This window comes from Kitasatospora sp. Xyl93 (assembly GCF_055383135.1).
This window is the reverse complement of record NZ_AP029185.1, coordinates 4422247-4438159: the sequence shown is the minus strand read 5'-3', so window position 1 is coordinate 4438159 and position 15913 is coordinate 4422247. Positions and strand designations below refer to the sequence as shown.

18 protein-coding genes, 1 tRNA gene and 1 riboswitch are annotated in these 15913 nt (G+C 75.0%); of the genes, 15 read left to right on the top strand and 4 right to left on the bottom strand.

Going from position 1 to position 15913, the window contains the following annotated elements; translation table 11 throughout:
- The first annotated feature begins 2 nt into the window (after positions 1-2).
- The 4 genes from trmB to ACZ5GH_RS19915 all read left to right on the top strand — a co-directional run bounded on the left by trmB (position 3) and on the right by ACZ5GH_RS19915 (position 4077).
- Positions 3-833: a tRNA (guanosine(46)-N7)-methyltransferase TrmB gene (trmB, locus tag ACZ5GH_RS19930; protein WP_387759123.1), complete on the top strand. Its 831-nt coding sequence runs from the start codon at positions 3-5 to the stop codon at positions 831-833.
- A gap of 115 nt (positions 834-948) precedes the next feature.
- Positions 949-2247, top strand: coding sequence for a PrsW family intramembrane metalloprotease (locus tag ACZ5GH_RS19925; protein ID WP_464334926.1), 1299 nt, complete (start codon positions 949-951; stop codon positions 2245-2247).
- Between the two features lie 50 nt (positions 2248-2297).
- Positions 2298-2371: transfer RNA gene (locus tag ACZ5GH_RS19920), tRNA-Met, on the top strand.
- 539 nt (positions 2372-2910) lie between these two features.
- Positions 2911-4077, top strand: a complete 1167-nt coding sequence (locus ACZ5GH_RS19915; protein ID WP_464334925.1) for a hypothetical protein — start codon at positions 2911-2913, stop codon at positions 4075-4077.
- Here the strand turns inward: ACZ5GH_RS19915 and ACZ5GH_RS19910 are convergent.
- The 3 genes from ACZ5GH_RS19910 to ACZ5GH_RS19900 all read right to left on the bottom strand — a co-directional run bounded on the left by ACZ5GH_RS19910 (position 4074) and on the right by ACZ5GH_RS19900 (position 6065).
- Positions 4074-4520: a GNAT family N-acetyltransferase gene (locus tag ACZ5GH_RS19910; protein WP_464334924.1), complete on the bottom strand. Its 447-nt coding sequence runs from the start codon at positions 4518-4520 to the stop codon at positions 4074-4076. The genes ACZ5GH_RS19915 and ACZ5GH_RS19910 overlap by 4 nt on opposite strands.
- 103 nt (positions 4521-4623) lie before the next feature.
- Positions 4624-5364, bottom strand: a complete 741-nt coding sequence (locus tag ACZ5GH_RS19905) for a sensor domain-containing protein (RefSeq protein WP_464334923.1) — start codon at positions 5362-5364, stop codon at positions 4624-4626.
- A 113-nt stretch (positions 5365-5477) separates the two neighbouring features.
- Entirely contained in the window at positions 5478-6065 is a 588-nt protein-coding gene (locus ACZ5GH_RS19900) for a GNAT family N-acetyltransferase (RefSeq protein WP_464334922.1), read from the bottom strand.
- 42 nt (positions 6066-6107) lie between these two features.
- Between ACZ5GH_RS19900 and ACZ5GH_RS19895 the strand changes: the two genes are divergently transcribed.
- Positions 6108-6983 (top strand): hypothetical protein, encoded by an 876-nt coding sequence (locus tag ACZ5GH_RS19895; protein WP_387759112.1) that lies wholly within the window; start codon positions 6108-6110, stop codon positions 6981-6983.
- Positions 6984-7047: 64 nt separating this feature from the next.
- On the opposite strand, the gene ACZ5GH_RS19890 is transcribed toward ACZ5GH_RS19895, so the two are convergent.
- On the bottom strand, positions 7048-7878 hold the full coding sequence (locus tag ACZ5GH_RS19890; protein WP_464334921.1) for a M23 family metallopeptidase: 831 nt from the start codon (positions 7876-7878) through the stop codon (positions 7048-7050).
- A 13-nt stretch (positions 7879-7891) separates the two neighbouring features.
- A riboswitch (cyclic di-AMP (ydaO/yuaA leader) is annotated at positions 7892-8050 on the bottom strand.
- A gap of 195 nt (positions 8051-8245) precedes the next feature.
- Between ACZ5GH_RS19890 and ACZ5GH_RS19885 the strand changes: the two genes are divergently transcribed.
- The 10 genes from ACZ5GH_RS19885 to ACZ5GH_RS19840 all read left to right on the top strand — a co-directional run bounded on the left by ACZ5GH_RS19885 (position 8246) and on the right by ACZ5GH_RS19840 (position 15861).
- Positions 8246-8536 carry a YiaA/YiaB family inner membrane protein gene (locus ACZ5GH_RS19885; protein WP_387759109.1) on the top strand — a complete coding sequence of 97 codons (291 nt, stop codon included), beginning with the start codon at positions 8246-8248 and terminating at the stop codon, positions 8534-8536.
- Between the two features lie 117 nt (positions 8537-8653).
- The gene (locus tag ACZ5GH_RS19880) at positions 8654-9481 is read left to right on the top strand and encodes an alpha/beta fold hydrolase (protein WP_387759107.1); all 828 of its coding nucleotides are present in this window, start codon (positions 8654-8656) and stop codon (positions 9479-9481) included.
- Positions 9482-9525: 44 nt separating this feature from the next.
- Positions 9526-10092 carry a TetR/AcrR family transcriptional regulator gene (locus ACZ5GH_RS19875; RefSeq protein WP_387759106.1) on the top strand — a complete coding sequence of 189 codons (567 nt, stop codon included), beginning with the start codon at positions 9526-9528 and terminating at the stop codon, positions 10090-10092.
- 303 nt (positions 10093-10395) lie between these two features.
- On the top strand, positions 10396-11661 hold the full coding sequence (locus ACZ5GH_RS19870; RefSeq protein WP_464336847.1) for an ATP-binding protein: 1266 nt from the start codon (positions 10396-10398) through the stop codon (positions 11659-11661).
- Positions 11645-12058, top strand: a complete 414-nt coding sequence (locus ACZ5GH_RS19865; protein WP_387759104.1) for a roadblock/LC7 domain-containing protein — start codon at positions 11645-11647, stop codon at positions 12056-12058. Before ACZ5GH_RS19870 ends, ACZ5GH_RS19865 begins: the two co-directional genes overlap by 17 nt.
- The gene (locus ACZ5GH_RS19860) at positions 12055-12402 is read left to right on the top strand and encodes a DUF742 domain-containing protein (RefSeq protein ID WP_387759103.1); all 348 of its coding nucleotides are present in this window, start codon (positions 12055-12057) and stop codon (positions 12400-12402) included. The genes ACZ5GH_RS19865 and ACZ5GH_RS19860 overlap by 4 nt, the downstream gene beginning before the upstream one ends.
- Positions 12380-13015, top strand: coding sequence for a GTP-binding protein (locus tag ACZ5GH_RS19855; protein WP_387759101.1), 636 nt, complete (start codon positions 12380-12382; stop codon positions 13013-13015). The genes ACZ5GH_RS19860 and ACZ5GH_RS19855 overlap by 23 nt, the downstream gene beginning before the upstream one ends.
- Positions 13012-14472: a cytochrome P450 gene (locus ACZ5GH_RS19850; protein ID WP_464334920.1), complete on the top strand. Its 1461-nt coding sequence runs from the start codon at positions 13012-13014 to the stop codon at positions 14470-14472. Before ACZ5GH_RS19855 ends, ACZ5GH_RS19850 begins: the two co-directional genes overlap by 4 nt.
- Complete coding sequence (locus ACZ5GH_RS19845; protein WP_464334919.1) at positions 14436-15557, top strand: cytochrome P450 family protein; 1122 nt, start codon at positions 14436-14438, stop codon at positions 15555-15557. Before ACZ5GH_RS19850 ends, ACZ5GH_RS19845 begins: the two co-directional genes overlap by 37 nt.
- 43 nt (positions 15558-15600) lie before the next feature.
- Positions 15601-15861 carry a hypothetical protein gene (locus ACZ5GH_RS19840; RefSeq protein WP_387759095.1) on the top strand — a complete coding sequence of 87 codons (261 nt, stop codon included), beginning with the start codon at positions 15601-15603 and terminating at the stop codon, positions 15859-15861.
- Positions 15862-15913: the final 52 nt, after the last annotated feature.

The following is a 15913-nucleotide window of genomic DNA, read 5'->3' as shown; positions in this document are numbered from 1 at the left end:
TTGTGACTGCCACCGCCCCGATCCCCCAGCCCTCGCCGTCCGCCCGGCTGTCCGCCGCGCCGGCCGCCTACCCCGCGCCGATGTACCCGCACAAGGCCACCGAGGCCCAGCACCGCGAGCGTCGCATCCGCAGCTTCCAGCCGCGCCGGGGCCGGATGACCAACGCCCAGGCGAGCGCCCTGGACCGGAGCTGGGAGACCTACGGCATCCCCATCGACGGCACCCCGCTGGACCTGCCGGAGCTGTTCGGCGGCCTGCCGGTGACGCTGGAGATCGGCTTCGGCATGGGCGAGACCACCGCCGCGATGGCCGCCGCCGACCCGGCCATGGGCATCCTCGCCGCCGACGTGCACACCCCCGGCCACGGCAACCTGCTCGGCCTGCTGGAGCGCGACGGCTCCCGGAACGTCCGGACGGCCGCCGGCGACGCGGTGATCCTGCTGCGCGACATGCTTCCGGACGCCTCGCTGGCCGGTCTGCGGGTCTACTTCGCCGACCCGTGGCCCAAGCCGAAGCACCACAAGCGCCGGCTGGTCCAGCCCTCCTTCCTCGACCTGGTGCTGCCCCGGCTCGCCCCCGGCGCCCTGGTGCACTGCGCCACCGACTGGGAGCCGTACGCGGAGCAGATGCTGGACGTGCTGTCCGCCTCGCCGGAGCTGGAGAACCTGCACCCCGAGGGTGACGGGACCGGCTGGCTGGAGCCCGCGGACCACCCGGACGGCAGCATCCCCGGCTACGCCCCGCGGCCGGACTGGCGACCGGTCACCAAGTTCGAACGGGCCGGGATCGCCAAGGGCCACGTCGTCCACGACCTGCTGTTCCGCCGCCGCTGACCCACCGGCGCCGTTCGAACCGGCGCCCGCGCGGCGGCCGTTCGGGCGGTCCGGGGACGGGCGGTCCGTCCCGGGTCCTCCCGACGGGCCGCCACCGTGGCCTACCCTGTGCCGCATGGGCAGCCCGTCCGGCGGCGGGTTCCGGACGAACGGTCGGACGACGCTCCGGGCCGCCGCCGACGCACCGGAGACGGTCCCGAGCACCGGCGGCACCCGGACCATCCCGGGCCCGCGGAGGCACCGGGCCCGGCGCCTGCTGCCCCGGCCGGGTACCGCCCCCGCCGGGCCGGCCCGGACCGCGGCCCCCGGCCCCCGCCCCGGCCGCAGCCGCTCGGTGGCGCACCCCACGGTCACCACGACCGCCGTGCTGACCCTGATCGGCTGCGGGGTGCTGATCCTGCACCTGGTCCAGCGGCAGACCGGCACGGTCGGGCTGCTGGTCGGCCTGGGCCTGGCGCTGGTGCCGCTGCCGTTCGTGCTCGGCGGCCTGGCCTGGCTCAACCTCACCGCCCGGGTGCCGCTGCGGCACACCGTGTTCTGCCTCGGCTGGGGCGCCTGCGCGGCCACCACCGTCGCCATCCTGGCCAACAACTGGACGGCGAGCTACCTGACCCGGCACCGGGGCGCGTTCGGGGAACTGCTCGGCGCCGGGATCGCCACCCCGGTGATCGAGGAGACCGCCAAGGCCACCGCCCTGCTGGTGCTGCTGCTCCCGTTCGGCCAGCGGCTGCGCTGCCACGGCCGCCGCACCGGGCGCCCCTGCGCGCCGCTGCTGCGCCGGTCGCCCGCGCCGCGGAGCCCCCGCCCGTACCCGCGCCACCCGGCCGGGCCGCACGCCCGCGGCCGGCTGCGGCTGCGCCCCCGCCTGCGGCCACTGCCCTACCTGCGTCCGGCCCCGCCGCCGCACCAGCGCTCCCGGCCGCGCACCCTGGCCGCCGGGGTGGTGCTCGGCGGGATGGCCGCCTGCGGCTTCGCGTTCACCGAGAACGCCCTCTACCTGGGCCGGGCCTTCACCAGCGACCAGCGGCAGCGGCTGGACAGCATCGGCCTCGGCGACCCGCCCAGCCTGCGCGACTTCGACAGCACCGTGCAGACCTTCGTGCTGCGCGCCCTGCTCTCCCCCTTCGCCCACCCGCTGTTCACCGCGCTCACCGGGATCGGCCTGGCCGTCGCCCTCACCACCGGCCGCCGCTGGCTGGCCCGGCTGGCGCTGCCAGCCGGCCTGCTGCTGGCGATGGCCCTGCACGGCACCTGGAACGCCGCCGCCGACCTCGGCACGGACGGCTTCCTGGTGGTGTACGCGGCGCTGATGGTGCCCTGCTTCGCCGCGCTGGTCTGCTTCGCGGCCTGGGCGAGATGCCGGTCGGCGCGGCACGCGGCGCCCGGCCGGCCGCGGGTCGCCAGGGCGCCCTGAGGAACCGATTTCCCATCCCGGCGACTTCCACGTATTGTTGTGTTCACCGACGCGGGGTGGAGCAGCTCGGTAGCTCGCTGGGCTCATAACCCAGAGGTCGCAGGTTCAAATCCTGTCCCCGCTACTCAGTAGCGGAAAGGCCCGGAGGACATGTCCTCCGGGCCTTTCGCACGTCCGGGTACGGGCAGCACGCGGCCTCGCCGCCCGCGGCGGGGCCGAGGACGGCGACGGCGGGTCCGGCGTCGGCGGGCGGGTCTTGGACCGGCTCAGGATCTACCGGGCGGCGGACGCGGGCGCCGCGAAGTAAATCCGTTGCCTCCGCCCGGTGCGCTGCTTAGGCTGGCAGCACACTGAAGGGAGGTGATCCTGAGTTGAGTTCCATCAGGATGCGTGAGGTGGCTGCTCGCTAGAGCCGCCCCTGCCTGCGCAGGGTGAGGCCCCAGGCCTCCGGCAGGCGAAATCCATAGCAGTCACCCGGCCCGCGGGCTCACCGGTACATCCCCGGTGCCTCGGCGCCTGGCCAGTGCACGGGCCGGCGTCGCAGGAGCAGCCCGCGGGCCGTCTGCGTTCCCGGGGAGCTTCCGGCACGGTCCGGAGGCTCCCCGCGGCGCTAGAGTCGGCGCGGGTTCCGGAGCGGAGCGGCGCGGACACAGGGGGCGGGCGATGGCGAAGGCACGACGGCCGGGCGGCGGGGCCGCGCTGCGGACGGCGCGGTGGGGCGCCGCCGGGGTGGCGGCCGGGACGGGGCTGCTCGGGCTGGTGCTGTTCGCACTCGGCCGGAAGCACGCCTGGCAGGCGCTCGGCGGCGGGCTGGTGGTGGTCGGCGCCTCGGTGGTGCTGGGCGGCGGGCTGGGCTTCCTGTTCGGGGTGCCCCGGGTGCGCGGTGGTGCCGGCGCCGGTGAGCCGCCGGGCTCGTACGCGCCGAACACCAACCTGGAGCAGGTCTCGGACTGGCTGACCAAGGTGCTGCTGGGCGTCGGGCTGACCCAGCTCGGCTCGCTCGGCCGGCGGCTGCACGACCTCGGTGCGGCGCTGGCGCCCGCGCTCGGCGGGGGCGAGGGGGTGGCGCCGTTCGCGGCGGCGCTGGTGCTGTACTTCCTGGTCCTCGGCTTCCTGGCCGGCTGGCTGGTGACCCGGCTGGCGCTGCCGCAGGCGCTGACCGAGACCGACCAGGCGCTGGACCTCTTCCTCGCCGGGCAGGACCACGACCGGCACGGCGACAAGGTGGGCGCCGACGACCTGCGGGTCCGCGCGATGCGGCAGCTCGGGCTGCTGGGCGGCAGCGCGGAGCGCCCGGCCGCCCTGGCCGGGCAGCTGCCGCCCTCCTCCGGGTCGCCGACCGGGCCGGCGGGCGTGGTGGCCGAGGTCCGTTCGACCGCGCGGCGTTCGGCGCTGACCGCCGACCAGGTGCGGGACCTCTTCGCGGACGGCTCCGAGGGCCGGCGGATCCAGGCGCTCGCGCTGATGCAGGGCGATCCGGCGCTGGCGGACCTGTCGAGCGTGCTGGACGCGATCGAGCGCCCGCGCTCGGACTTCGAGCAGTACCACGCGCTGCTGGCCGCCCGGGGGTTGCTCTCCCGGCTGCCCGCCGCCGAGGCGCAGCGGGTGCGGGACGCGGTGGCGACCCAGCTGGTCGACCCGCGGGGGATCCCGTACGGGTCGGACCGCAGCTGGCTGGCGGAGAAGATCCTGTCCCGGATCCAGGCGCCGGGCCTCGTGCCGGCGCGGTCGGGGCCGCCCGCCCCGCAGGCCGTACCGCAGGTCGTACCGGTGGTGGTGCCGGTCCAGCCGGGCGCACCGGACGCGCCGTCGGCCGGCGGGAATTCCTAGACGGCGAAGCGCAGTTCGGGCTGTTCCCAGGGCGTCCTGGCCTGCGGGGGCCGGGTGCCGGTGCGTACGGCGCCGACCCGCAGGTAGAAGCGCTCGGCGGGCGGGTGGGACACGACCTTGACCGAGGTGGTGCCCGCCTCCCGCGCACGGTCGAGCATGTCGGCGATCAACTGCCGCCCGACGCCCAGCCCCTGCGCCTCGTCGGCGACGAACATCAGGTCCAGCTCGGCCGGTTCGCGGATCAGGCCGTAGAACCCGAGCAGGCGGTCGTCGGCGGCGTCCACGGCCATCCGCACCAGGTGGCGGGCGATGTAGTCGGGAGTCAGCCGGTAGCCGTCGATCATCGCGTAGTACGCGCCGCGGTAGGCGCCGGAAGCATGGATGAGCGCGGTGAGCCGGTCGGCGTCGGTCGCGTCGGCGTGCCGGATCGTCGTCTCGATCATGCGGACGAGTATAGGGGCAATCCTGCCAAGTGACTATTACAGGCCAGGGAGCCGGTCAGCCGGAAGCGGTCAGCGGTCGGCGGTCAGCGGTCAGCCGAAGCGGTCAGCGGCCGAGCAGGCCCAGGGCGGCGGCCCGGTTGACGTTGGTCAGGCCGCGGACCAGCTGGGTGGTGAGGAAGACCAGCAGCAGCCCGGCGAGCGAGAGCCCGGCGATCTGCCAGGGCGACTGGATCTCGTACAGGTGCCGGATGCCGTCGCTGTCGCGGAAGTCGAACACCCGGTACCCCTTCCAGGAGGTGTACGTCGGGAAGACCCAGTGGTACAGCGGGTAGAGCGTCAGGGCCCAGCCGAGCACCAGGAACACCAGCGTCATCGTGAAGCTGAACAACGCCCAGGGGAGCATCACCACCTGGTACAGCACGGCCTTCCAGCCGGCTCCGTCCCCCAGCCGCGCGGTGATCGCGCCCCAGCTGCCGGGGCGGACCCGGCGCACCGGCTCCGGGCCCGGGACGTCCAGGGCCAGCATGCCGCGCACCCGGGCCCGCTCCAGCCGGCCGAAACCGCGGGCGAGGCTGGTCAGGGCGCCCAGCACGGGCAGGCCGACGACGGTGACGAAGGTGCCGAGGCCGAGGCAGAACATGGTGACCGAGACGGCGAACCCGGCGATCGCCACCGGCAGCCCGGTGAGCGCGTAGCCGACCTCGCGGTAGTAGTACGCCGAGAACGGCGCCCGCCACAGGGCCGGCCGCCGCTCGGTCCGGCGGGCCCCGGCGGGGCGCCGGTCGTCCCCGTGGACGCCCGGGACGTCCCACTCCCGGTCCTCCGTGCTGCGGCTGCTGCTCATGATCCCGGCCCCCGGCCCCTCGTGCTGTCGGTCGTTCGTCCCGCTGACGGTGTCCAGTCTGGTGGATGCGGTGGCCGGTCGGGATCCGGGGGCCTGGCGGATCCGGGGTGGGGTTAACCCCCCTGCGTCCGGGCGGCCGGGCCGGGCCACTCGTCGGCGAGCAGCGAGTAGAGGTACGAGTCGGTCCAGACGCCGTCCTTGAACCCGTCGTGCCGCAGCCGCCCCTCGCGCCGGAAGCCCAGCCGGGTGAGCACCCGGTCGGAGGCCTCGTTGGCCACGGCGACCCGCGCGGCCACCCGGTGCAGGTCCAGGGCCCCGAAGGCGAGGTCGCAGAGCAGGCCGACGGTCTCGCCCGCGTAGCCGCGCCCCCAGGACCCGCGGGCCAGCACGCACCCGAGCTGGGCCGCGCGGTACCCGTCGAGGGTGAGCGAGGCCTGCCCGACCGGCGTGGCGTCCGCCGGGTCCTCGGCGTCGGCGAGCCTGGTGACGGCGAGCCGGTAGGTGTCCCGCTCCCCGGCCATCGCCTCCTCCAGGTAGAGCTCGACCTGGTCGGCGCACTCCTCCCGGTCGCTCGGCCCGAACGGCAGGTGGCGGGTGACCTCCGGGTCGCCGAACAGCGCGTGCAGCGCGTCCACGTCGCGCTCGGTGTGGTGGTACTCGCGGACGGCCAGTCGCGGGCCGGTGAGTCGTACGGGGACCATGGCTGCCGACCCTATCCCCGCCCGGCGGCTACCGTTCGGACTATGAACGACGAAGACCTGCGGCTCGCCCCGCGCACCAAGGCCGCCGACCTGCTCGCCTGGGCGGCCGAGCAGGGCCGCGCGCCGGTGGCCGAGGGGCCGCTGCGCGCGGTGCTGGCGCTGCTGGAGCTGGGCGAGGGCAGGATGCGCGACGGCTGGCCCGAACTGACCTCCGACGCGGTGGAGCACCTGCTGTACGAGCGCCTCCACCTGTACGTCCAACCCGCGCCCGAGGAGGACCCGCTGGCCTACGGCGACGCCGTCCGGCTGCTGATCGACCACCAGCGGGCGGCCCGGCGGCTGAACGCCAAGCGCCAGGAACGGCTGCACGCGGAGGCCGAGTGGCAGGGCGAGGTCGCGGCCGGGCTGCTGCGCCGCGCCGACCTGGTGACCTGGCCCCGGCTGTACGCGCTGCTGCTGCACGCGCACGGGGTGGACGTCACGGACGCGGCGGCGGTGCGGGACTGGCTGGCCGGCTTCGCGGAGCTGTCGGAGGACGAGCGGCTGGCCGCGTACGGGGCGCTGGTGCCGGCCGGCTGGCTGGACGAGCCGGACGAGCAGGGCTGGGGCCCGGGCCGGGTGCTGGCGGTCGGCATGGCCACGGACGGCGCGCGGCGGCTGCTGGAGCAGGGCCTGATGCGGCGCAGCTACCGCAACCTGGCCGAGCTGACCTCGCTGGGACGGCCGATGCCGGACGAACTGGCCGGGGACTTCGGCCGGTTCGAGGAGGCGGCGGTCGACGCGGCGCTCGACCTGTTCGGCGGGTGGACGGTGCCGGGGCTGCCGCGGCTGCTGGTGACGGAGTTCCCGGAGCTGGCGCCGGAGCCGGGCCACGAGGAGATCGAGGCGTACCTGGCGCAGCTGCCCGTCGAGGAATGAGCCGGCGCGCGAAGGCCCCCGGCCCGGGAGCTGCGGCTCCGGGCCGGGGGCCTTCGCGGGTGCGTCAGAGGGTGAGGCCGCGCTGCTCGAGCCAGGGCTCGGGGTCGACCGGGGCGCCGCCGCCGGGGCGGACCTCCATGTGCAGGTGCGGGCCGGTGACGTTGCCGGTCGCGCCGACCTTGCCGATCTGCTGGCCGGAGACGACCTTGCCGGAGCCCTTGGTGATCGAGGAGAGGTGGCAGTACCAGATCTCGGTGCCGTCGGGCAGGGTCTCGACGATCCGGTAGCCGTACGAGCCGGCCCAGCCGGCCGAGGTGATGGTGCCCTGGCCGAGCGCGTAGACCGGGGTGCCGGTGTCGGCGGCGAAGTCCAGGCCGGTGTGCAGGTTGGCCCAGTAGCGGGCGCTCTGGCCGTAGTGGGCGGAGAGCCGGTACTCCTTCACCGGGAGGGTGAGGGCGGCGGCCTTGACCCGCTCGGCCTCCTCGGCGGCGCGCTTGGCCTCGGCCTCCTTGGCGGCGGCCTTGGCCTCCGCCTCCTGCGCGGCCTGCAGCCGGGCGGTCTCCTCGGCGGCGGTGCGCTGGCTGTCGGCCTGGTGCTGGATGCGGGCGGCGAGCGCGAGTCCGGGGTCGGCGGAGAGGGCGACCGGGGTCTCGTCCGGGGCCTCGACGGCGGGGGCGACGGCCGGGGTGGCCGAGGCGAAGCCGGTGGCGCCCAGGGTGGCGGCGACGGCGGTGACGCCGAGCAGCGGGGAGGCTCCGCGGGTCTGACGCGGCATCCGGTGGCGGTTGGTCTCGGCCTCCGGACCGAAGGCCTCGGGGCCGTCCGTGCCGGGGTGGTCGAGAAGCTGGGTGCCGGCTGCGGAGCCGGGGTGTGCCGGGGTGTGCGTCGACGCCACGGGAGGCGCGCTCCTTTCCTTCCTTCGCGCCTACCGGGTTAGCTGACGGGTTCGGAGCAGGAAGGTCTCCTACGGCCGGGCCGGGGCCCCGCCGATTCACCCCAAGGAACGTGGTTCCCCGGCTCCCTGACCTGCCCGGGGGCCGGTCGGCGGGATTAGGCGACGGCGCACGGTGCCGTCTGGGTACGGCGTTGACGACCGCGCTGCGTTATCAAACGTTAATCCTAGGAGGCTCTGATTCCAAGCCATCCGTTCGGAGCAGCTTACGCCCAGGTGATCGAACGTCAACGAACGACCCCTCATGCACGGCCCCATCTGAGTACGCCTACTCATGTGCGCTCCGACCGGGCGGCCGCATCCTGACGCCATGAGCACTCCGATGCAGAGCCGCACCACGGCCGCCTACTACATCCAGGCCGTCCTCTCCTTCGCCGTCTCGGGCACCGCCCTCGCGGCCGGGATCGCCTACCTGCCGGTCGGCGGGTGGACCCGGGCCTTCCTGGGGATCGGCCTCCTCTACACCGTCACCTCCGCGTTCACGCTGGCGAAGGTGATCCGGGACCGGCAGGAGTCCAACGAGATGGTGACCCGGGTGGACCAGGCCCGGCTGGAGAAGCTGCTCAGCGAGCACGACCCGTTCAAGGTGGAGGGGGTCTGACCGCCCCCTGCGCCGATTCGACCGCCGACCGCTTGACGGCTAAGGCTATTAGCCTTAGCTTTATGGCTATCGGCAGCACCGCCGATGCCCCGCACCGGCGGCCCGAGGAGGACCACCATGAACGGCACCACCACCCCGAGCACCCAGTACCTGACCGTTCCCGGCGGCCGGATCGCCTTCGACGACACCCGGCAGGGCGACGGCACCCCCGTCGTCCTGCTGCCGGGCATGCTCGACAGCCGGGCCGCCTACCGGCACCTGCGACCGCTGCTGGTCGCCGCCGGCCACCGGGTCGTCACCATGGACCTGCGGGGCTTCGGCGAGTCCTCCGTCGCCTGGGACGACTACGGCCCGGCCGCCCTCGCCGGCGACGTCCTCGCCCTGCTCGACCACCTCGGCATCGAGCGCGCCGTGCTCGCCGGGAACTCCTACACCGGGGCGACCGTCGTCAGGGCCGCCGGGGACGCGCCCGAGCGGGTCGCCGGGATCGTCCTGCTCGACGCCTTCGTCGAGAACCCGCCGCCGGGCGCCCTGATGCGCGGTGTCATGGGCCTGATGGGCACGGCCCTCGTCCACTGGCCGGCCTCCTGGGGCTTCTACCTGCGCCGGATGGCCTTCCCCGGCGCCAAGCCCGCCGACTTCGACGCGTACGTGGACGGCCTGGTCGCCGCGCTGCGCACCCCGGGCCGCAAGGCCGCCACCCGCGGGTACGTCCGCGGCGACTCGGCGCCGGCCGGCTGGACGGCCGCGGTACGGTGCCCGGCGCTGGTGGTGATGGGCAGCGCGGACCCCGACTTCCCGAAGCCTGAGCTCGTCGCCGACCGGCAGGCCGCCGCCCTGGGCGCGCGGAAGGTGATGATCGAGGGGTCCGGGCACTACCCGATGGCCGACAACCCGGCGGCCACCGCGGACGCCCTGCTGCCGTTCCTCGCCGAACTCGGCTGAGCCCCGTCCCCGCCCGCCGCCACCCGTACGGAGATCCCGAACCCATGCCCCGCGTAGGACTGACCCCCGGCCAGGTCGTCGACCACGCCCTCGCCCTCATCGACGAGCAGGGCGCCGAGGCCCTCACCCTGGCCTCCGTCGCCGCCCGGGCCGGGGTCGCCACCCCCTCGCTGTACAAGCACGTCAGCGGCGGCCTGGCCGAACTGCGGCGGATGATCGCCGTCCGGGTCACCGGAGACCTGGCCGACCGGCTGGCCGAGGCGGCCGTCGGACGCAGCGGGGACGACGCCGTCGCCGCCGTCCTGCGCGCCTACCACGCGTACGCCACCGAGCACCCGCACCGCTACCACGCCCTGCCCCAGGCCCCGCAGCCCGACGACGACCTGACCCGGGCGGCCGCCCGGCTGGTCGGTGTGATCATCGCCGTCCTGCGGGAGTACGGCCTCGACGGCGCCGAGGCGGTCCACGCCGCCCGCACCGTCCGCTCCCTCGCCCACGGCTTCGCGTCCCTCTCCACCGCCGGCGCCTTCCAGCTCGCCGAGGACCTCACCACCACCCACGACCGCCTCATCGCCACCCTCACCGCCGGCCTGCGCGGCTGGCCCGCCTGACCGCCTCGGGCGGCCCGCCCGGACTCGGGGCTCGGGGCCGCCCCTGCACCGGATGGCGCCCCTTCCGCAACACCCTGCACACAGGCCCCACACATCACAGGACGCGATCCGGCCGACCGGCCCGGTCCCGACGCCGGCCGCCGGGGCCGGCCAGGCCGGTGGGACGCCTCGTCAGGCGGTGCGATCGGGGTCGAACGAGCGCCGATTGACGCCGAATTGACTCGATATTGACGAGATCCGGTCACTTGGCGGGATCCGTTCACACCTTCGTAGGATCATCACCCTAGAATTCGCCGCGTGACGATGACTCAGTGGTCCGTAACGGCAACCGGCGTGCTCGCCGTCCTCGCCCTCGTGGCCGCCGCGCGGTACCGCGCCGTGTCCGTCACCCAGCGCCGCCGCGCCGACCGGCTGCACGGCGAACTCCTCGCCCTCCAGGACCAGCTGGCCGTCGAACTCTCCCGCCGCGGCGCCGAACTCGCCGCCGTCCAGCAGGAGCAGGAGCACACCGCCTCCACCCAGCGGGCCTTCCTCAGCGTCGCCCGCCGGATCCTGGTGATGGCCCACGACCAGCAGGCGCTGCTGGACGAGATGGAGCGCACCCACGACGACCCCGCGCTGCTGGAGGGCCTGCTCAAGGCCGACCACGCGGCCGCCCAACAGGCCCGGCTGGCCCAGACCCTGGCCGTGCTGTGCGGTGCCCGGGCCGGCCGGCACTGGCCGGAACCCGTCTCCCTGGAGGACGTCGTCCGCGGCGCCCAGTCGCGCATCCTGCCGTTCCAGCGCGTGGTCGTGCGCAGCCGCACCGAGACCGCCGTGGTCGGCGCCGCCGCCGAGGCGCTGATCCACGCGATCGCCGAGCTGCTGGACAACGCCACCCGCTACTCCCCGCCCAGCACCCAGGTGTTCGTCACGCTGATGCCGGTGCACAACGGCGCCGTCGTCGAGATCGACGACGGCGGCGTCGGCATGCCGGAACAGGCCGTGGCCAAGGCCGCCGCCGCACTGGCCGGCGGCAGCACCCTGGAGGTCTCCCGGCTGGGCGAGGTGCCGCAGCTGGGCCTGGCCGCGGTCGGCCGGCTCGCCGAGCAGTACGGCTTCCGGGTCACGCTCAGCTCGGCGCCCTCGCCGTACGGCGGCGTGCGCGTCGTCCTGCTGCTGCCGAACGCGCTGCTCACCGAGCCGCTGCCGCCCACCGTCCCCGGCCTCGGCCCGGACGACCGGGCGTTCAGCCCCGGTCCCCGACCGGCCTCTCCCGCCGGTCACCCCATGGTGGAGACCCCGCCCACCGGCCGGCACGCCGCCACCGGTGACGCCCCTCCCCCGCTGCCCCGCCGGAGCCACCGGCGCGACCGCACCGGCCGACCCGCCCAGCACGCCGCTCCCCCACCGCCGCCCGCGCCGCCCCACCGCTCGGCCCGGGACGCGCAGGCGTTCATGGCGATGTTCCAGGCCGGGACCGCCAGCGGCCGTTCCGCCGTCCGGGCCCAGGCCCAGTCCGACCGTTCCCTGCCCGCTTCCCCCCGACTTCCCCAGCGCTCCGGAGAGTTCCATGACCACCACCCCTGATCTCGGCTGGCTGCTCGCCGACATCATCGCCGTCCCGCAGGTCCAGCACGCTGTCGTCGTCTCCAACGACGGCCTGGAGATCGGCCGCAGCGCGGGCATCGCGCGCGACGACGCCGAACGGCTCGCCGCCGCCTGCTCCGGACTGCAGTCACTGGCCCGCGGCGTCGCGACGGGCTTCGGCGGCCCCGGCAGCGCCACCCGCCAGATCGTCATCGAGTACGGCGGCGGCTACCTCTTCGTCGTCGCCGCCGGAGCCGGCGCCCACCTGGCCGTGGTGACCGGCGAGGCCGTCGACGCCGGCCTGGTCGCCTACCAGATGCAGGTCCTGGTCGAACGGATCGGCGCCCACCTCACCAGCCCGCCGCGCGTCGACCACGCGGCGGGGGGCCACCGTTGAGCGGCCCGGTCCGGCCGTACGTCATCACCGGCGGGCGCAGCCGCCCCACCCGGGCCGAGCTCGCCGTGGAGAGCCTGGTCAGCGCGTTACCGGAGGCGCCGGACCTGCCCGAGCACGAGCTGCTGAACCGCGAGCACCGGCGCATCCTCGCCCTCTGTCACAGCCTGCTGTCCATCGCCGAGGTGGCGGCCCACCTGGGGCTGCCGCTCGGCGTCGTCAAGGTGCTGGTCGGGGACCTGTGGGACCTCGGCGCCGTGCAGGTGCTCCCGCCCGTACCGCAGGCCGAACGCCTGCCCGCAACCCTTCTGGAAGAGGTGCTCGTTGGCCTCCGCCAACTCCGCTGAAGCCGCCCCCGGGGCCACCGGGTCCGCCGACGGGCCGCAGTACCTGCCCTCCTCGGTGCAGGGCGCGGTCAAGATCCTGGTCACCGGTCCGTTCGGGGTCGGCAAGACCACCCTGGTCGGATCGTTGAGCGAGATCACCCCGCTGCGCACCGAGGAGACGATGACCGCCGCCAGCGCCGGCGTCGACGACCTCACCGGGCTCGCCGGGAAGAGCACCACCACGGTGGCGCTGGACTTCGGCCGGATCACGCTCAACCCGCGGCTCGCGCTGTACCTGTTCGGCACGCCCGGGCAGCAGCGGTTCTGGCCGCTCTGGGACGACCTGTCGCGCGGTGCGCTCGGCGCCATCGCCATGGTCGACCTGCGCCGGCCGGACGAGAGCTTCGACGTGCTCGGCCGGCTGGAGGAGCAGCGCATCCCCTTCGCGGTCGCCGTCAACACCTTCCCGGACACGCCGAGCTACCCGGAGGAGGAGCTGCGGTCGGCGCTGGACCTGCTGCCGGAGGTGCCGATCCTGTACTGCGACGCGCGCGACCGCCGGCAGGCCTACGACCTGCTGATCGACTTCGTCGACCACCTGCACCGCAGCTCGGTCCTGGAGCTCCAGCGATGACCGCCCCCGAACCGCCCGGGCCTCCCAGGTGCCCCGTCGCCCACGGCGGCGGCCGGCCCGGCGGGCTGCCCGTGGGCGTGCCGCTGACCCCGCTGTACGGCCCGGCCGTCGCCGACGATCCGCACGGCCTGTACGCCCGGCTGCGCGAGCGCTACGGGCCGGTCGCACCGATCGAGCTGGAGCCCGGGGTCGAGGCCTGGCTCGTCCTCGGCTATCCCGAACTGCTCGAACTCACCCGCAACGAGGCGCTGTTCTCCAAGGACTCGCGCCGCTGGCGGGTGCCCGCCGAGGGCCGGCTGGCCGCCGACTCCCGGCTGCTGCCGATGACCTCCTGGCGGCCCACCCTGCTCAACCTGGACGGCGCCGAGCACCAGCGGCTGCGCTCCGCCGTCTCGGACACCCTGGCCCAGATCGACCACCGCCAGCTGCGCGGGACCACCGAGGCCGCCGCCAACGGGCTGATCGACAGCTGGGGCCCGGACGGCACCGCCGACCTGATCGCCCAGTACGCCCGCATCCTGCCGCTGCTGGTCTTCACCCAGCTGGTCGGACTGCCGGTGCGGAGCGGGCCCCGGCTGGTCGAGCTGATCAGCCACTTCGTGGACAGCAGCGCGCAGTCGCAGCGCGCCGGCGTGGAGTTCCAGACGCTGCTGGTCGACCTGGTGCGCAGCCGCCGGGCCGCCCCGGGCGCCGACCTCACCTCCTGGCTGCTCGCCCACCCGGCCGAGCTGACCGACGAGGAGGCGGTGCACCACCTGGTGGTGCTGCTGGTCGCGGGCAACGAGACCTCGATCAACTGGACCGGGAACACCCTGCGGCTGCTGCTCACCGACCGGCGCTTCCGGGCCACCCTCACCGGCGGGCGGCTGACCGTCTCCGACGCGCTGGAGGAGGTGCTCTGGCGCGACCCGCCGACGCAGAACTTCCCCGGCCGCTGGGCCACCGGCGACACCGTGCTCGGCGGCCAGTACATCAGCGCCGGCGACATGCTCGTCCTCGGCCTGGCCGCGGCCAACGCCGACCCGGCCGCGCAGGGCGTCTCGGCCGCCGCCCAGGGCTCGCTCGGCGGCAACCGGGCGCACCTCGCGTGGGGCGCGGGCCGGCACGTCTGCCCGGCCCAGCACCCGGCCCGGATCATCGTCGAGACCGCCGTCGAGACCCTGCTGCACCGCCTTCCCGATCTCCAACTGGCCGTACCACCGGGTGAGTTGACCTGGCGCCCGTCCCCGTGGTCACGGGCCCTGACCGCCCTTCCGGTGCTCTACAGCGCCTTCACCCCGCCCCGCCCGCCAGCCCCCGAGAGGCCCGCATGGACACCGTCGACGCCGGAAACCGCGCCGAGCCCGTCAGACTCGACCCCTTCGGCCGTGACCAGCACGGCGAGAACGCCCGACTCCGCGCGGCCGGCCCCGCGGTCCTGGTGGAGCTCCCTGGCGGGGTGGTGGTCTGGGCGGTGACCCACCACGCCACCCTCCAGTCGCTGCTGGCCGACCCCCGGATCGGCAAGGACGCCCGGCTCTGGACGACCTTCCGGGAGGGACGGCTGCCGGAGGGCTGGCCGCTGCTCAACTTCGTGGTCGTCCCCGGCATGGTCACCGCCGACGGCGACGACCACCGGCGGCTGCGCGGGCTGGTCTCGCAGGCCTTCACCCCGCGCCGGATAGCCGACCTGGCGCCCGCGATCGAGGCCCGGACGATCGCGCTGCTGGACGGCGTCGCGAAGCTGGAGGGCGAGTTCGACCTGCGGCGGCACTTCGCCTACCCGCTGCCGATGCAGGTGATCGGCGAACTGCTCGGCCTGGCGCTGGAGCAGCAGGACGAGCTGCACGAGCTGTCCGACACCATGGTCTCCAGCTCGGCCACCCCGGCCGCGGCCCTGGCCGCGCAGCGGGGCCTGAACGCGCTGCTGGCCTCGGTGGTGGCGGCCAAGCGGGCCGAGCCCGGCGACGACCTGACCAGCGACCTGATCGCCGCCCACGACGCCGGCCACCACCTCGACAAGCAGCGGCTCAGCGAGGCCGAGCTGGTCGGCACCCTGCTGCTGATGCTGGTCGCCGGGCACGAGACCACGCTCAACCTGATCACCAACGCCGTCCGCGCCCTGCTGGCGCACCCGGACCAGCTGCGGCTCGTCCTGGACGGGGAGCAGCCGTGGTCGGCGGTGGTCGAGGAGACGCTGCGCTACGACTCCCCGGTCGGGCAGTTCCCGCTGCGCTACGCGATCGAGGACATCGAGGTCGGCGACGTGGTGATCCGGCGCGGCGAGGCCGTGCTGGCCTCGTACGCGGCGGCCGGGCGGGACTCCGGGCACTTCCCGGACGCGGACCGCTTCGACCTCACCCGGCAGCCCGCCAAGCACCTGTCGCTCGGCCACGGCCCGCACTTCTGCCTCGGCTCCGGGCTCGCCCGGCTGGAGGCCGAGACGGCGCTGCGGCACCTGTTCACCCGGTTCCCCGGGCTGGCCCTGGCGGAGGGCCGGACGGACGAGCCGATCGCCTCGTTCGTCAGCAACAGCGTGCGCACCCTGTGGGTGACGGTCTGAGCGATCCGGTGACCTGAGGGCGGTCCGGGTCGTTCGGCAGGGCATGAAGAAACTCGCCACCCTGGCCGCCCTCACCATGGCGGGCCTCGCCCTCGCCGTCCCGGCGGCCTCCGCCACCACCCAGACCGCCTCCTCGCCGGACGTCTCCGGCGGGCTCACCGACGGGCTGGAAGTCTCCCCCGCCGACCTCGCCCTGCGGACCGTGGGCAAGCTCCCGGTCGTCGGCAAGGCCGCCGACCAGGTCGAGGCGCTCGGGACCAACCAGATGAGCCACCCGGGGCTCAGCGGGCAGGTCCTGAACTGACCCGCCGGTCCGGCGGCCGCCGGGCCCGGTGAACCGGCCGTGGCCGGCCGGC

Coding starts and splice junctions, on each gene's coding strand:
- ACZ5GH_RS19915 (WP_464334925.1), top strand. CDS start 2,911: ATGGCGAAGGCACGACGGCCGGGCGGCGGGGCCGCGCTGCGGACGGCG.
- ACZ5GH_RS19905 (WP_464334923.1), bottom strand. CDS start 5,364: ATGAGCAGCAGCCGCAGCACGGAGGACCGGGAGTGGGACGTCCCGGGC.
- ACZ5GH_RS19870 (WP_464336847.1), top strand. CDS start 10,396: ATGACTCAGTGGTCCGTAACGGCAACCGGCGTGCTCGCCGTCCTCGCC.
- ACZ5GH_RS19850 (WP_464334920.1), top strand. CDS start 13,012: ATGACCGCCCCCGAACCGCCCGGGCCTCCCAGGTGCCCCGTCGCCCAC.
- ACZ5GH_RS19840 (WP_387759095.1), top strand. CDS start 15,601: ATGAAGAAACTCGCCACCCTGGCCGCCCTCACCATGGCGGGCCTCGCC.
- ACZ5GH_RS19885 (WP_387759109.1), top strand. CDS start 8,246: ATGAGCACTCCGATGCAGAGCCGCACCACGGCCGCCTACTACATCCAG.
- ACZ5GH_RS19910 (WP_464334924.1), bottom strand. CDS start 4,520: ATGATCGAGACGACGATCCGGCACGCCGACGCGACCGACGCCGACCGG.
- ACZ5GH_RS19925 (WP_464334926.1), top strand. CDS start 949: ATGGGCAGCCCGTCCGGCGGCGGGTTCCGGACGAACGGTCGGACGACG.
- ACZ5GH_RS19895 (WP_387759112.1), top strand. CDS start 6,108: ATGAACGACGAAGACCTGCGGCTCGCCCCGCGCACCAAGGCCGCCGAC.
- ACZ5GH_RS19880 (WP_387759107.1), top strand. CDS start 8,654: ATGAACGGCACCACCACCCCGAGCACCCAGTACCTGACCGTTCCCGGC.
- ACZ5GH_RS19900 (WP_464334922.1), bottom strand. CDS start 6,065: ATGGTCCCCGTACGACTCACCGGCCCGCGACTGGCCGTCCGCGAGTAC.
- ACZ5GH_RS19865 (WP_387759104.1), top strand. CDS start 11,645: ATGACCACCACCCCTGATCTCGGCTGGCTGCTCGCCGACATCATCGCC.
- ACZ5GH_RS19875 (WP_387759106.1), top strand. CDS start 9,526: ATGCCCCGCGTAGGACTGACCCCCGGCCAGGTCGTCGACCACGCCCTC.